This is a genomic window from Microlunatus sp. M237 (assembly GCF_056896895.1).
This window is the reverse complement of record NZ_JBXHBL010000002.1, coordinates 291,131-303,968: the sequence shown is the minus strand read 5'-3', so window position 1 is coordinate 303,968 and position 12,838 is coordinate 291,131. Positions and strand designations below refer to the sequence as shown.

Annotated in this window: 12 protein-coding genes; 8 read left to right on the top strand and 4 right to left on the bottom strand. The window is 69.6% G+C overall.

What is annotated here, in order from left to right; genetic code table 11:
- Positions 1–85: 85 nt before the first annotated feature.
- Both dacB and AC1XX3_RS07630 read left to right on the top strand, forming a co-directional pair.
- On the top strand, positions 86–1,597 hold the full coding sequence (gene dacB / locus AC1XX3_RS07635) for a D-alanyl-D-alanine carboxypeptidase/D-alanyl-D-alanine endopeptidase (protein ID WP_483320490.1): 1,512 nt from the start codon (positions 86–88) through the stop codon (positions 1,595–1,597).
- Positions 1,598–1,666: 69 nt separating this feature from the next.
- A complete protein-coding gene (locus AC1XX3_RS07630; RefSeq protein WP_483320489.1) occupies positions 1,667–2,170 on the top strand; it encodes a YflT domain-containing protein in 504 nt (167 codons plus the stop codon).
- Between the two features lie 12 nt (positions 2,171–2,182).
- Here the strand turns inward: AC1XX3_RS07630 and AC1XX3_RS07625 are convergent, their stop codons facing one another.
- Positions 2,183–3,673 (bottom strand): aminopeptidase P family protein, encoded by a 1,491-nt coding sequence (locus tag AC1XX3_RS07625; protein WP_483320488.1) that lies wholly within the window; start codon positions 3,671–3,673, stop codon positions 2,183–2,185.
- A gap of 89 nt (positions 3,674–3,762) precedes the next feature.
- Here AC1XX3_RS07625 and AC1XX3_RS07620 point away from each other — a divergent pair, with 89 nt between their 5' ends.
- Both AC1XX3_RS07620 and AC1XX3_RS07615 read left to right on the top strand, forming a co-directional pair.
- Entirely contained in the window at positions 3,763–4,674 is a 912-nt protein-coding gene (locus AC1XX3_RS07620; protein WP_483320487.1) for an acyltransferase domain-containing protein, read from the top strand.
- A complete protein-coding gene (locus AC1XX3_RS07615) occupies positions 4,671–5,243 on the top strand; it encodes a histidine phosphatase family protein (RefSeq protein WP_483320486.1) in 573 nt (190 codons plus the stop codon). The genes AC1XX3_RS07620 and AC1XX3_RS07615 overlap by 4 nt, the downstream gene beginning before the upstream one ends.
- Positions 5,244–5,303: 60 nt before the next feature.
- Here AC1XX3_RS07615 and AC1XX3_RS07610 read toward each other — a convergent pair whose 3' ends face one another.
- Positions 5,304–6,641, bottom strand: coding sequence for a multidrug effflux MFS transporter (locus AC1XX3_RS07610; protein ID WP_483320485.1), 1,338 nt, complete (start codon positions 6,639–6,641; stop codon positions 5,304–5,306).
- A 248-nt stretch (positions 6,642–6,889) separates the two neighbouring features.
- Between AC1XX3_RS07610 and AC1XX3_RS07605 the strand changes: the two genes are divergently transcribed.
- From AC1XX3_RS07605 to AC1XX3_RS07590, 4 genes are all read left to right on the top strand, one after another.
- Complete coding sequence (locus AC1XX3_RS07605) at positions 6,890–7,684, top strand: zinc ribbon domain-containing protein (RefSeq protein WP_483320484.1); 795 nt, start codon at positions 6,890–6,892, stop codon at positions 7,682–7,684.
- A complete protein-coding gene (locus AC1XX3_RS07600) occupies positions 7,681–8,187 on the top strand; it encodes a reverse transcriptase-like protein (protein ID WP_483320483.1) in 507 nt (168 codons plus the stop codon). Before AC1XX3_RS07605 ends, AC1XX3_RS07600 begins: the two co-directional genes overlap by 4 nt.
- Before the next feature lie 300 nt (positions 8,188–8,487).
- Entirely contained in the window at positions 8,488–8,784 is a 297-nt protein-coding gene (locus tag AC1XX3_RS07595; protein WP_483320482.1) for a hypothetical protein, read from the top strand.
- A 97-nt stretch (positions 8,785–8,881) separates the two neighbouring features.
- Complete coding sequence (locus AC1XX3_RS07590; RefSeq protein ID WP_483320481.1) at positions 8,882–10,309, top strand: RNB domain-containing ribonuclease; 1,428 nt, start codon at positions 8,882–8,884, stop codon at positions 10,307–10,309.
- A gap of 18 nt (positions 10,310–10,327) precedes the next feature.
- Here AC1XX3_RS07590 and AC1XX3_RS07585 read toward each other — a convergent pair whose 3' ends face one another.
- Positions 10,328–11,131, bottom strand: coding sequence for a hypothetical protein (locus AC1XX3_RS07585; protein WP_483320480.1), 804 nt, complete (start codon positions 11,129–11,131; stop codon positions 10,328–10,330).
- A complete protein-coding gene (locus tag AC1XX3_RS07580; protein WP_483320479.1) occupies positions 11,131–12,681 on the bottom strand; it encodes a M15 family metallopeptidase in 1,551 nt (516 codons plus the stop codon). Before AC1XX3_RS07580 ends, AC1XX3_RS07585 begins: the two co-directional genes overlap by 1 nt.
- Positions 12,682–12,838: the final 157 nt, after the last annotated feature.

The following is a 12,838-nucleotide window of genomic DNA, read 5'->3' as shown; positions in this document are numbered from 1 at the left end:
TCAGGTTGAGGGCCGGTGGCGCCAACCGGCCGCGTGCCCTACGCTCAGCCGACGAGCTCGGGGACCAGCACGAGGAGTTCGGAACATGCAGCAGGTCTCTCTGCGGTCCACCATCACGACGCTTACCCGGGTGCTCGCCACCACCACCACGGCCACAGCGGTGCTGGTCGCCGGCGGGCTGGGCTCGGCACCGACCGCCGCCGCGGCGACCAAGGACTCGGCGCTGGCCGCGAAGCTGACGAAGGTGATGAAGGACTCCCGTGTCACCCGGGCGACCTCGGGCGCCGTCGTTCTCGACGCGGCGACGGGCGCCACGCTCTACTCCCGGAGCGCCACCAAGGCGATCACCCCGGCGTCGAACACCAAGATCCTCACCGCGGTGGCAGCGATGGACACGTTGGGCCCGACGTACACGTTCAAGACCGACGTGGTCCGCCGGGGCTCGGTGAAGAAGGGGGTGCTGAACGGCAACCTCTATCTCAAGGGCTACGGCGACCCGACCACCATGGAGAGCGACCTGCGGGCGCTGGCGGCGAAGGTCCGTGCCGCGGGCATCACCCGGGTGACCAAGAAGGTCGTCGCGGACGTCAGCTATTTCGACTCCCAGCGCTACAACAAGGCCTGGTCGACGTCGTATGCGTCCGACTACTACGCGGCCCAGATCTCCGCGCTGACCCTGGCCCCCGACACCGACTACGACTCCGGCACGGTGATCGTCAACTACAAGCCCGGCAAGAAGGGCAAGCGGGCCACGGTCAGCGTCACACCGGCCGCCGCCGCGAAGTACGTCACCATCGTCAACAAGACCACCACCACCGCGCGGGGAACCTCCGCCAGCTTCGGGATCAGCCGGAAGCTCGGCACCAACACCATCACTGTCACCGGCCGGGTGCCGGTCGGCCGCGCCACCGCGAAGGAATGGGTCACCGTCGACAAGCCTGAGCTGCTGGCCGCCTCGGTGTTTCGGACCGCGTTGGGCAAGGCTGGGGTGAAGGTGGTTGGCGGCACCAAGATCATGACGATGCCCAAGGGATCACAGACCGTGGTCGCCCGGGACTATTCGATGAACCTGTCCAAGCTGCTGGTCCCGTTCATGAAGCTGTCGAACAACATGCACGCCGAGGCCCTGACCAAGGCGATGGGCACCAAGAAGGGCCGACCCGGCAACTGGGCCGATGGTCTGTCGTACACCAAGGCGACGATGAAGAAGCTGGGCGCGCCGATGGCCGGCATCTCGTTGTCGGACGGCTCCGGCCTCACCCGCAAGAACAAGATCACCCCGAAGGCGCTCAGCACTGTGCTCTATCGGGTCCAGCAGCGGAAGTGGTTCCCGGCGTTCTACGCCTCGCTGCCGGTGGCCGGCCACAGCGATCGGATGAAGGGCGGCACGCTTCGCAGTCGGATGAAGAACACGCCGGCGGCCAACAATGCCCACGCCAAGACCGGCTCGCTCACCGGTGTCACCGCCTTGAGCGGCTATGTGAACGGCGCAGACGGGCGGCGCTATGTCTTCTCGATGCTCAGCCAGTACACCGGCAGCACCCCCCGACCGGTCGAAGACAAGCTGGTCGTGACGATCGCTGGGCACCGCCGCTGATCCGGCATGGGTGGGTCTGGTTCGGAGTGAGGGGAGTAGATTGAAGCGACCACCCCAGGAGGATCACGCATGAGCATTCCGCAGAATCGGCCGAGTTCGCTGTTCGACCTGCAGTTCCCGCAGTCGATCGGTACCTACTCCACCTACGCCGACGCGCAGAAGGCCGTCGACTTCCTCGCCGACGAGAAGTTCGCCGTCCAGAACCTGGCCATCGTCGGCACGGACCTGCGGAGCGTTGAGCGGGTGCTCGGCCGTAAGAGCTGGGGGACGGCGGTCGCCCAGGGGGCGCAGTCCGGAGTCTCCACCGGCCTTCTCGTCGGCCTAGTGATGTTGATCTTCGGCGATCCCGGCAGCGTGCTCCTGCTGCTGATCGTGGCGCTGGCCATCGGCATTCTGATCGGCATCGTGTTCAGCGTCATCGCCTACGCCCTGACTCAGGGCAAGCGCGACTTCACCTCGGTGACCCAGACGGTCGCCACCCGCTATGAGGTGCTGTGCGAGCACAAGGTGGCTGCCGAGGCGCGGGAGAAGCTGCAGCAGCTCCCCGGGTCTCGCGCTGCGGCCTTCGAATAGGCGACGACAGGCTCAGCGCTGGAGGATGCCGGCCATCCAGGCCTCGACCTCGGTGCTCGTCCGGGGCAACCCGGACGACAGGTTCTCGTTGCCGTCCTCGGTGATGACGATGTCATCCTCGATCCGGACGCCGATGCCGCGCAGGTGCTCCGGGACCAACAAGTCGTCGGCCTTGAAGTAGATCCCCGGCTCGACGGTGATCACCATGCCGGGTTCCAGGGTGCCCAGCCGATAGTTCTCCAGCCTGGCCTGCGCGCAGTCGTGCACGTCGATGCCGAGGTGGTGCGACGTGCCGTGCACCATCCAGCGACGGTGCAGGCCACCGTCGGGTGAGAGCGACTCCTCGGCCGAGATCGGCAGGATGCCCCACTCGTCCAGATAGCGGGCCACGACAGCGATGGCGGCGGCGTGCACGTCGGCGAACTTCGCCCCCGGGCGAGCGGCGGCGATCCCCGCTTCCTGGGCCTCCAGCACAGCCTCGTAGACCTGACGTTGGGCGTCGCTGAACCGGCCACTGACCGGCAGGGTACGGGTGATGTCGGCGGTGTAGAGCGAGTCGAGCTCGACCCCGGCATCCAACAGCAGCAGGTCCTCCTCGCGAACATCGCCGTCGTTGCGGATCCAGTGCAGGGTGCAGGCGTGGTCGCCGGAGGCGGCGATGGTGTCGTAGCCCACGGCGTTGCCGGCATGGCGGGCGTGCAGTCCGAAGACGCCCTCCACCCAGCGCTCGCCCCGGCCGCGACGAACGGCATCGGGCAGCGCCGCCACCACCGCCTCGAAGCCGGCGGCCGTCGCTGCGCAGGCCTGCCGCATCTGCTCGATCTCGAACTCGTCCTTGATCAGCCGGAGCTCGCTCAGCAACACCGCGAGGGTGGCGTCGGACTCGGACTCGATCTCGGTGAGGTCCTCGTCGGTGTCCTGCGCCGCCGCCCGGACCGAGTCGACCAGCGCGTCGATCGTCTCGTCGGCCCCCCGGAGCACCCGGATGACTGTCGTGGCGGCGTCCTTGGCCAGGTCGTCGGGCAGCTGGTCGATCGCGGCGCAGTGGATGCCGCACAGGCTCGTCATCTCAGCCAGCGACGGTCGCTGGCCCACCCACATCTCGCCATAGCGGGCGTTGGCGTAGAACTCCTCGGAGTCCCGCGACGCCCGCGGCTTGAAGTAGAGCGTGGCCTCGTGACCGGTGTCGGTGGGTTCGAGCACCAGCACCGCGCCCGGCTCGCGGTCGGTGCCCAGCCCGGTCAGATGGGCGAAGGCGGAGTGCGGGCGGTAGCGGTAGTCGGTGTCGTTGGACCGGATCTTCAGATCGCCGGCGGGAATCACCACGCGTTGGCCCGGGCAGGCGCTGCTCACCTTCGCGCGCCGCTCGGGTGCCACGGCCGAGGCCGGCGCGAGTGACGGCAGCTCCGCGGCGTAGGGCGCCCAGTTCTCACCGATGAAGGCCCGGAAGGCGTCGGAGAACGGGGTCTGGCGGTTGGGCAGTGCCGGCTGCTTGTCGTTCATATTTCCATTCTCGCACCGGCAGCCTCGGCGGCGTCTCGCTGCCTGCTCCGGGCGTCGCCGGCCGGTGCGGGCTGGTTAGGCTGACCGCCATGAACGATGCGGTCGACCGAGTTGCTGCCGGCGAGCTGGACGAGGTGGTGACCCGGCTCGGGTTCCGCGACGACGACCTGGCCGAGGTCCGGGCCGCACTCCAGGCGGTCGCCGACGATCCGGCCCTGCTGGACCGGCTCCGGCCGCTGGTCACTGGGCTGAGGGCCTCGATCGGCGACTTCGTCCGAGACGGCGCGGGACCGTTCGAGTCCTACGCCTTGGACGACGCGCACCCTGACCCGCTGGGAGTGGGGGTGCTGCCGCTGGTCGCACTCGTCGCGACGGCGCCCGACGTGCACGAGTTCCACCGGTCCCGGGGCATCTCGGCGGAGGTGTCGTGGCGGTCGCTGTCGGATCTGGGGCAGCAGGCCTGGGTGCACCGGGAGACGTTCGGCGTCTTCGGGCTGCACACCTTCGGCTGGCTGAGCGTGGCGTGGTCGGGCGCGTTGTACTGGCTCGGCCGGTTGCAGTTCAACCTGCAGCCGGACGAGCGGCAGCCGGCCGGCTGGGTGATCTCCTGCCACATTCCCAGAACCGGGCCGTTGACCCCCGCGGCCGTCGATGACGCCTTCGCCCAGGCGGTGGACTTCTTCGCCGAGCACTTCAGGGACTTCTCGACCACCGACCTGTATTGCTCGAGCTGGCTGCTGGACCCCGAGCTGGCCGCGGCGCTGGCGCCGGAATCCAATATGGCTCGCTTCCAGCGCCGGTGGCAGCTGGAGGGGGAGCCGACGCCGGCCGACGGCGACGCAGTGTTCTTCACCTTCGCCCGACGCGGCGACGTCGATCTGGGTACGTTGCCGCAGGAGACCACCCTGCAGCGGGCCATCGTGGCCCGCATCGCCGCCGGCCAGCACTGGCACGTCTGCCAGGGCCGGATCTGCCAGGACGACGTGAGGAGAAGGCCATGACCAGGCTGTTCATCGTGCGCCACGGGGAGACGGAGTGGAGCAGGTCAGGCCGGCACACGTCGGTCACTGATCTGGCGTTGACCGCGAAGGGAGAACGGGAGGCCAGCAGCCTGCGGGAGGTCCTGGATCCACCCGACTTCGGGCTGGTGCTCTCCAGCCCGCGGCGTCGGGCCCGGCACACCGCCGAGCTCGCCGGCTTCACCGGTGATCATGAGCCGGAGGTGACCGAGGACCTCGCCGAGTGGGCCTACGGGGACTACGAGGGCCAGACCAGCGACCAGATCCAGGAGGCCGTGCCGGGCTGGACGATCTGGACCCACCCCTCACCCGGTGGTGAGACGCCGGAGCAGGTCGCCACCCGGCTCGACCGGGTGATCGCCCGGGTCCGTGAGTCGGGCGTGGACCAGGCGATCGCCTTCGCCCATGGGCACATCCTGCGGGCCCTCAGCGTCCGCTGGCTTCGCTTCGACCTGGCCGACGGCGCGCGGTTCCCGCTGGATACCGGAACGGTGTCGGTGCTCGGTGAGGCCAAGAGCATCCCAGCCCTGGAACGTTGGAACGCCCGCTGAGCGGAGCTCAGCGGGCGTCGTCAACGGCGGGCGCGAGCGCCCACCCCCAGGCGGTGGGACTCAGTCGAAGCTGACGGTGGAGAGTCCGCGACGCGCCACCAGGACCAGCACGGTGGCGATCGCTGTCGTGCCGACGACCACCGCTGCCATCGGCACCGCGGTGCCGTTGTCCAGAGCGCCGACGACTGGAGCTGCCATGCCGCCGATGAGGAACTGGGCCGAGCCGAGCAGCGCAGCAGCCGTGCCGGCGGCCTCACCGTGCCGGTTCAAGGCGATGGCGGGAGCGTTCGGGAACGACAGGCCGACAGCGGTGATCATGAACCACAGCGGGATCATCAGACCGGCCAGGCCGCCCACGTCGAGCAGGGTCACGGTCAGCAGTGCCAGAGCTCCGGCCAGGGCGGCGAACACGGCCGCGGTCAACACCTTCACCGGCCCGAAACGCTTGACCAGCACCGGGTTGACCTGACTCATCAGGATGAGACCGAGGGCGTTCGCACCGAACGCGAGACCGTACTGCGACGGGGTGAGGTGATAGAGATCCTGGAAGAGGAAGGGTGACCCGGCGATGTAGGCGAACATGGTGGCGAACATGAAGGCAGCCACGAGCACCATGAGCACGAACAGCTTGTCGCGAAACAGCACTTTGTAGGCACGCAGAGACTGACTGGGTCGGGCCGGGAGCCGCCTGGCCGGTGGCAGCGTCTCGGGCAGAGCGACCAGGGCGATAACGAAGAGCAGCACGGCAGCCAGCGCGAGAACCACGAAGATTCCCTGCCAGGACGTGAACTTGAGCAGTCCGCTGCCCAGGGACGGGGCCAGGATCGGGGCTAGCCCCATGACCAGCACCAGCCGCGACAGCAGTTGCGCCGCCCGCAGGCCCTTGAACAGGTCGCGGACCATGGCCATCGACACCACGGCCACCGCGGCACCGGCGACGCCCTGGAGGGTGCGGGTGAGGGCCAGCAGCGTGATGGACGGCGCGAGGACGCAGAGCACCGACATCGCGGCGTGAGCGACGAGGCCGATCAGCAGCGGCCGGCGACGGCCGACCGCATCGGACAGCGGGCCGATCACCAGCTGGCCGAGCCCCAGGCCGACGAGCAGCCCGGTGATGGTCATCTGAGCCTGCGAGGCGGTGGCGCCCATCTCGGCGGTCAGCTGGGGCAGGGCCGGCAGGTACATGTCCACGGTCAGCGCTCCGATGGCACTGAGTGAACCAAGCATCAGAACGAGCTGGACATACTTTCGTCCGACGAAACGGTCGCCCGGCATGGGCAAGTGCTGCGGCGTACCGGCGGCGACCGGGCTGACGGGCCGGGCACCGCTCAGGTCCGTAGGGGTGGGCTGTGGGAGCCGTTCCAGGTCGACCTGGTCGGGTTTGGACGCGGTGTTCATGGCAGGTCCTCGGGAAGGCACAGTGGGGTGTTGCCGGACCGCTGCATTGAGGACCGACTGGCAAAGGGCTGAACCCTCGCCGGCGATAACCTCCATTCTCGACTATGTATTCCCGCCGCGGCAATGCGACGCGCCCCGCATCTCACGGCGACCGACTCAGACCTGCCGCGCGTGTCTGGGTGGGCCGGTGGCTGCGACCGGCCACCGCACGGAAGTAGGGTGGTCCGCGTCGCAGTAGCGGCACGCAGATGTCGGCGTCGCGGCACCCCGCGGCGCCGGGAGTCAAGAAGGAGCAAGACATCAGAGCCGAGACGAGTGCGCAGCTGCGCCTGTTGGACCTGCAGACCGTGGACTCGGCTCTGGCCCAGCTCCAGCACCGCCGACGGACGCTGCCCGAGCACGCGGAGATCGCGGCCCGGCACGCGGAACGGACCAAGCTGGCGGCCGACCTGGTCGAGGCTGACACCCAGGTGTCGGACCTTGAGCTGGACCTGGCCAAGTCGGAGGCGGACCTGCAGCCGGTCAAAGACCGGCTCGCCCGCAACCAGAAGCGGATCGCGGACGGGACGGTGCCCGACCCCAAGGCGCTCAACTCCTTGGTGGAGGAGGTGGCGCACCTGCAGAAGCGGATCGGCGACCTGGAGGACGCCGAGCTCGAGATCATGGAGTGGCTGGAGGCGGCCACCGCCCGCCGTACCCAGCTCCAGTCGGAGATGGCCCAGCTGGACGCGGCTCTTTCGACGCTGGTGGCGAGCCGGGACGAGAAGCTGGCGGTGATCGCCGCGGAGGCCGCCGAGCACGGCGCCGAGCGCACTGACTTGGCCCCGCGGGTGCCGGCCGATCTGCTCGCGCTGTACGAGAAGCTGCGCGCCAACCACGGCGGCGTGGGGGCGGCCGAGCTCCGGCAGCGCCGCTGCACCGGCTGTCGGCTGGAGATCAACGCCGCGGAGCTGCGGGTGTTCGCCGCGGCTCCTGCCGACGAGGTACTGCGCTGCGAGGAATGCGGGCGGATCCTGATCCGGACCGCGGAGTCCGGCCTGTGAGCGGTCGACGGCCCGTGGACGTGCAGGACGGCCCCGGCTTCTTCGACGACGAGGATCAGGTCACGCCGACGCCCGCACCGTCTGGCCGCCGGCTCGTGGTCGAGGCGGACGGCGGCTCCCGCGGCAACCCCGGTCCGGCGGCGTACGGTGCGCTGGTGCGCGACGCCGCCACCGGCGAGGTGCTGGCGCAGGAAGGGCTGGCCATCGGGGTGGCCACCAACAACGTCGCCGAATACTCGGGCCTGATCGCCGGGCTGGAGATGGCCCGTGCCCTCGACCCCAGCGCACCGGTGGAGGTACGGATGGACTCCAAGCTGGTGGTCGAGCAGATGGCCGGGCGCTGGAAGATCAAGCACCCCGCGATGAAGCCGCTGGCAGTCCGGGCCAACGAGGTCCGGCCGGCTCAGGTGAGCTGGGTCTGGGTGCCGCGGGCCGAGAACAAGGCTGCCGATGCCCTGGTCAACGCCGCCCTCGACGGCGCTCCGGTGACGCGCTGCGTCTGACGGCGCCGGCCAGGGGCCCCACAATGGGCCTGCCCGAGCACGGGACTCCTGGGGTCCGGCGCGATACCATGATCTAACGAATCAGCCGTCGCAACACAGCTTGCGGGCGTCGCGGTATGCGGGTCTCATCGCCCGGCGCCTGGGCCGCAAGCACCTGGGAGCACGCATGAACTCGTCAGCACTCGATCTGGACCACGATGGTCCGATCCCTCGCGCCCGACTCGAGAGCGGCCGCCCTGCGCTGCGGCCACTCGCTGCCGATCGCCGACGCGACCGCCCAGCCAGGCAGCGGTGACCGCGATGGCTCTGCAACCACCTACTCCTGAGGACGACCGCCGCGGACTGGTCGCCGCCTTCCGTGGCTGTGAGCTGGGGAGCAACGAGCTGTGGCTGCGCTACTTCGCGCTCGGCGGCGAGGCGGGCCGGGGCGACGTCGAGCTCTACCTCAACGAGATGACGATGCTGCCCGCATACCAGCACAACATCTTGGCGCAGGCGCTCAACGAGCACATCGCCGAGCTGCCACCGCCACCCGAGGCCCCGTATCGGATGACTGAGGTCGACGATGATCAGATCTCCCAGATCGGCGGGGTGTGAGCGGCCGGCACGGGTTTGACCTGAGTCGAGGCGGGCGGGCGGACGCCGTGTCCTAGGCCGGTGCCGCGGGCTCGGTGGCCCTTGTAGGCTGCGGGGCATGCCAGCCCGCAAGGTCGACATCCGCGCCAACGTGCCCGAGGCTCTGACGAAGGGTCTGGCCGAGATCCGCACCGAGCTGCAGCTGCCGAACGGCTTCGACGACGAGGTGCTCAGCGTCGCCGCGCAGGCGGCGCAGAACCCCCGCTGGCCCGAGCTGGACCGTACCGACCTCGAGCTGATCACCATCGACCCCCCGGGTGCTCGCGACCTGGACCAGGCAGTCTGCATCGTCGAAGATGGCGACGGCTTCGTCGTCTCGTACGCCATCGCCGACGTGGCCGCCTTCGTCACCCCCGGCGACGCGGTGGACCGGGAGGCGCACCGCCGAGGGCAGACACTGTATGCACCGGACCGGCGGATCCCGCTGCATCCGCCGGCGATCAGCGAGGAGGCGGCGAGTCTGCTGGCGGGGGAGACCCGGCCCGCTCTGCTGTGGACCATGCGCCTCACCGCGGGCGGCCGCTTGGTCGACGCCGCGGTGGTGCGGGCGAAGGTCCGCAGCCGCGAGCAGCTGACCTACGAACAGGCCCAGGCCGAGATCGACGCCGGCTCGCCGCGGCAGACGTTGGCCCTGCTCCGCCAGGTGGGGCAGTGGCGCGAGCAACGAGAACGCGAGCGTGGCGGTGTCAGCCTGCAGATCCCCGAGCAGGAGATCGATACCACCGATGGCAGCTGGCGGCTCGGGTTCCGGTCGCCACTGCCGGTGGAGGGCTGGAACGCCCAGATCTCGCTGCTGACCGGGATGGCGGCTGCCCACATCATGCTCTACGGCCAGGTGGGCGTCCTTCGGACGTTGCCGCCCGCCGACAACGCATCGCTGCGGCGGTTGCGCCAGACGGCCAAGGCGCTGCGGATCCCCTGGCCGGCCGAGCTCGACTACCCCGAGTTCGTCCGCAGTCTCGATCCTGCCGTGCCGCTGCACGCTGCCATGCTGAACGCCTGCACCAGCCTGTTCCGCGGCGCCGGCTATCGGGCGTTCTCCGGCGGGATCCCCGACGACGCGGAGCACGCCGCCCTGGCCATCGAGTACGCCCATGCCACCGCACCGCTGCGCCGGCTGGTGGACCGCTACGTGGGAGAGATCTGCCTCGCGTTGTGCGCCGACCAGCCGGTGCCGCACTGGGTGCTGACCGCCCTTGATGCGATCCCCGAGGAGATGGCGCGCTCGGAGAAGGCTGCGAAGGCGTACGAGCGGGCGGTGATCGACCTGGTCGAGGTGTTCCTGCTCGCCGACCGGGTCGGTGACACGTTCACCGCCACCGTGATCGAGGTGGACGAGAAGCGGGCGCGGGGCTCAGTCGTGATCGCTGACCCTGCCGTCGAGGCCCGGGTGCGCGGCGAGCACCTGCCGCTCGGCCATGAGGCGCAGGTTCGGCTGGAGTCGGCCGACCCGGCCAAGGGACGGGTCGAGTTCGTCCTCGTCTGAGCCGCACCGCGGTCGAGGTCACCGGGTGACGATGTCGCGCAGCACCTTCTCTGCGGCGGCCGTGGTGATCGCGTGACCGGGGTCGCTCAAGATCACCAGAGTCAGCCGGTTGTCCTTGCGGGCGACCATCTCGGTCCACTCGCCGTCGGGGTAGCTGCGCCGGTCGATCAGGCCGGCCGCAGAATCGACCACCTGGGCGGTGACCACATCCGGATCGTCGCAGGCCGCGACCTGCTCCCGATAGCGGGTGAAGTAGGCCTCCGCGTCCTGGGCGTCGGTGAACTGCAGCACCAGCCCGATCCCCGGTTCGCCGTCGGGGTCCTGGTAAGACCCCTCCAGTGCCGCCACCGGGTCCGGGTAGTCGTCGCGGGTCACCTCGGTGCAGCCGATGGTGATCGCGTCCTGGGCGGCGTAGCGGGGGTCGCGGGCGTGCACCCAGGTGCCGTTGCCTTCATAGCCCTCCTCCTCACCGCCCTCGCTGACCACCGTCTTCCAGCCCGCGGGTATCGGCAGTGCCTTCTCGGTCAGCTGACCCGCCGTGCTCGGCGCCGGCGCACTCGGCCGCGGTGGCGGGGGCAGCGTATTGGTGGTGGTCGGCTCGGTGACCGGCGAGGGACTCAGCGATCCTGTCGCAGGGCTGGACGGTCCCGAGCCTGACGGTGCGGCGCCCGAAGGCGACCCGACGGAAGGTCCCGGGGCGTTGCTGGCCGGCGGTGACGGTGTCGGGCCCTCGGTGCCGGAGCAGGCGGCGAACGTGGTCCACGACAGCATCAGGCCGGCGCACAGCAGCAGGCGTCGCGGTGCGCTTCTCGGTGTCGACATCAGTACTCGAAGTGCTGGTAGTCGCGACCCGGGTTCCAGAACCCGCCCCAGAAGAATCCGTCTTTGCGGAGCTGCTTGGTGATGTAGGAGTTCTTGGTCAGCATCCCGAACCGCCGCGGGCTGCGGTCGATGTAGGACTTGCCGTTCTTCGGCCACCATTTGCCCCGGGCGTCGCGGTACGGGTTCTGCACCGGGGTGATGTCGATCGCGGTGCCGTAGGAGTGCGGGGACTGCGCGTACGGGTTGCCGACCACTTTGCGGCAGTTGAAGCCGCTGGTGTTGTTGGCCTCCATCTGCCGGGGATCATTGCCACCGTAGGCGTTGGGGTTGTTCATCTTGGCGATCGGGAAGCGGTGCTCGAGCGCCTCGTCGAAGGCGCGGGTGATCTTGGTGACCATGGTGGAGCGGACGATCATCACGCCGCGGTGCATCTTACGGTCGCGGCCGTAGTAGTTCATGGTGATCGTTCGCAGCTTGGACGGCCCCACCGGGCAGCCCTTGCGATAGGTCTTGGCTACCTCGGCGGCGGTGGTCTTGGTCACCACCGCGTTCAGGACCGCTTTGCGGGTGAACTTCTGGGTGCCGCTGACCTCGCTCCGCTTCCGGTTGGCGGCCGGGTAGCTGCTGCGGACGGTGTAGCTGGCGAGGTTGCCCTTGCCGTAGGACAGTGACGCGCTGAACGCGCCCTTGCTGTTGGTGCTGGCGGTGGCGCCCTTGACGTACCGGCTGCCCTTCTTCACCTCGATGGTGATCTTCACCCCGGACCGAGCGGGATACACCGTGCCGGTGATCTTGGCGTTCTTGAGCGAGTCGATCGAGCCGGCCGGCTTGGCCGTCCGCACCCCTGCGTCGGCGACGGTGACCGAGATCTGGTTGCTGGTCACCACCCCGGCGGCCCCCGGCGCGCCACCGCGGGTGGCGGCGAACCGCAGTCCGGTCTCCGCGTGCCCGACCGGTTGGTTGTGGGCGTACGCGCCGCCGGCCGTGGTGGTGATGGCCGCCGAGCGCTGCCACTTCTTGCCGGTGCGGTTGTACCAGTAGATCTCCACCCGCTGGCCGGCCTGCCCGGTGCCGATGGTGCCGCGGATCGCGAAGTGCCCGATGTCTTCGAAGAACTTGCCGGCCTGCGGCGTGCCGCCGGCGGTGATGGACAACTGGAAGGGCGCAGGAGCCGCAGCTCGGGCGCTGGGCCGGGTGGTGCTGGGTTTCGCGGTGCTGGGCTCGGCGGTGCTGGGCTCGGGGGCGCTGGGCCGGCTGCTGTCGGGCGTCCTCGTGGTGGTCGGGTCAGGGCTGCTCGGATCAGGGCTGCTCGGGTCAGTGCTGGTGGGTTTCGGAGTGGTCGGTTCCGGGGCGGGCGCTGGCGGGTTGGCCGAGGGAGTCGCGTTGCCCGAGGACGTGGCGGTCGGCGTCGGGCTCGGCGTGTCCTCGGCGACGGCGACCAGGCCGGTCGAGACCAGGGCGCCGGCCAACCCGGTGATCGCAACGGTGCGGAGCCAACCGGCGGCCGGACGGGGACCAGACGAGGGACGGGGGGAAGGACGTACGGGCATTGCAGTCAACCTCTTCAAAACGGTCCCGAGCAATGTACGTGCCGACCACGTCAGCGGTATGCACCCGCCGGGGGAGCGGCGTGGCAGTCACGGTAGTGCAGCCGCGGCGCCCTGGCCAACGCGGGGCGCCGTGTCGCGTCGCGACGTCGAAGTGGTG

What these genes read in the sequence shown, in the direction of transcription:
- AC1XX3_RS07580 (WP_483320479.1), bottom strand. Translation starts at nt 12,681, where the DNA reads ATGCCCGTACGTCCTTCCCCCCGTCCCTCGTCTGGTCCCCGTCCGGCC.
- AC1XX3_RS07615 (WP_483320486.1), top strand. Translation starts at nt 4,671, where the DNA reads ATGACCAGGCTGTTCATCGTGCGCCACGGGGAGACGGAGTGGAGCAGG.
- AC1XX3_RS07620 (WP_483320487.1), top strand. Translation starts at nt 3,763, where the DNA reads ATGAACGATGCGGTCGACCGAGTTGCTGCCGGCGAGCTGGACGAGGTG.
- AC1XX3_RS07625 (WP_483320488.1), bottom strand. Translation starts at nt 3,673, where the DNA reads ATGAACGACAAGCAGCCGGCACTGCCCAACCGCCAGACCCCGTTCTCC.
- AC1XX3_RS07590 (WP_483320481.1), top strand. Translation starts at nt 8,882, where the DNA reads ATGCCAGCCCGCAAGGTCGACATCCGCGCCAACGTGCCCGAGGCTCTG.
- dacB (WP_483320490.1), top strand. Translation starts at nt 86, where the DNA reads ATGCAGCAGGTCTCTCTGCGGTCCACCATCACGACGCTTACCCGGGTG.
- AC1XX3_RS07610 (WP_483320485.1), bottom strand. Translation starts at nt 6,641, where the DNA reads ATGAACACCGCGTCCAAACCCGACCAGGTCGACCTGGAACGGCTCCCA.
- AC1XX3_RS07605 (WP_483320484.1), top strand. Translation starts at nt 6,890, where the DNA reads ATGTCGGCGTCGCGGCACCCCGCGGCGCCGGGAGTCAAGAAGGAGCAA.
- AC1XX3_RS07585 (WP_483320480.1), bottom strand. Translation starts at nt 11,131, where the DNA reads ATGTCGACACCGAGAAGCGCACCGCGACGCCTGCTGCTGTGCGCCGGC.
- AC1XX3_RS07630 (WP_483320489.1), top strand. Translation starts at nt 1,667, where the DNA reads ATGAGCATTCCGCAGAATCGGCCGAGTTCGCTGTTCGACCTGCAGTTC.
- AC1XX3_RS07595 (WP_483320482.1), top strand. Translation starts at nt 8,488, where the DNA reads ATGGCTCTGCAACCACCTACTCCTGAGGACGACCGCCGCGGACTGGTC.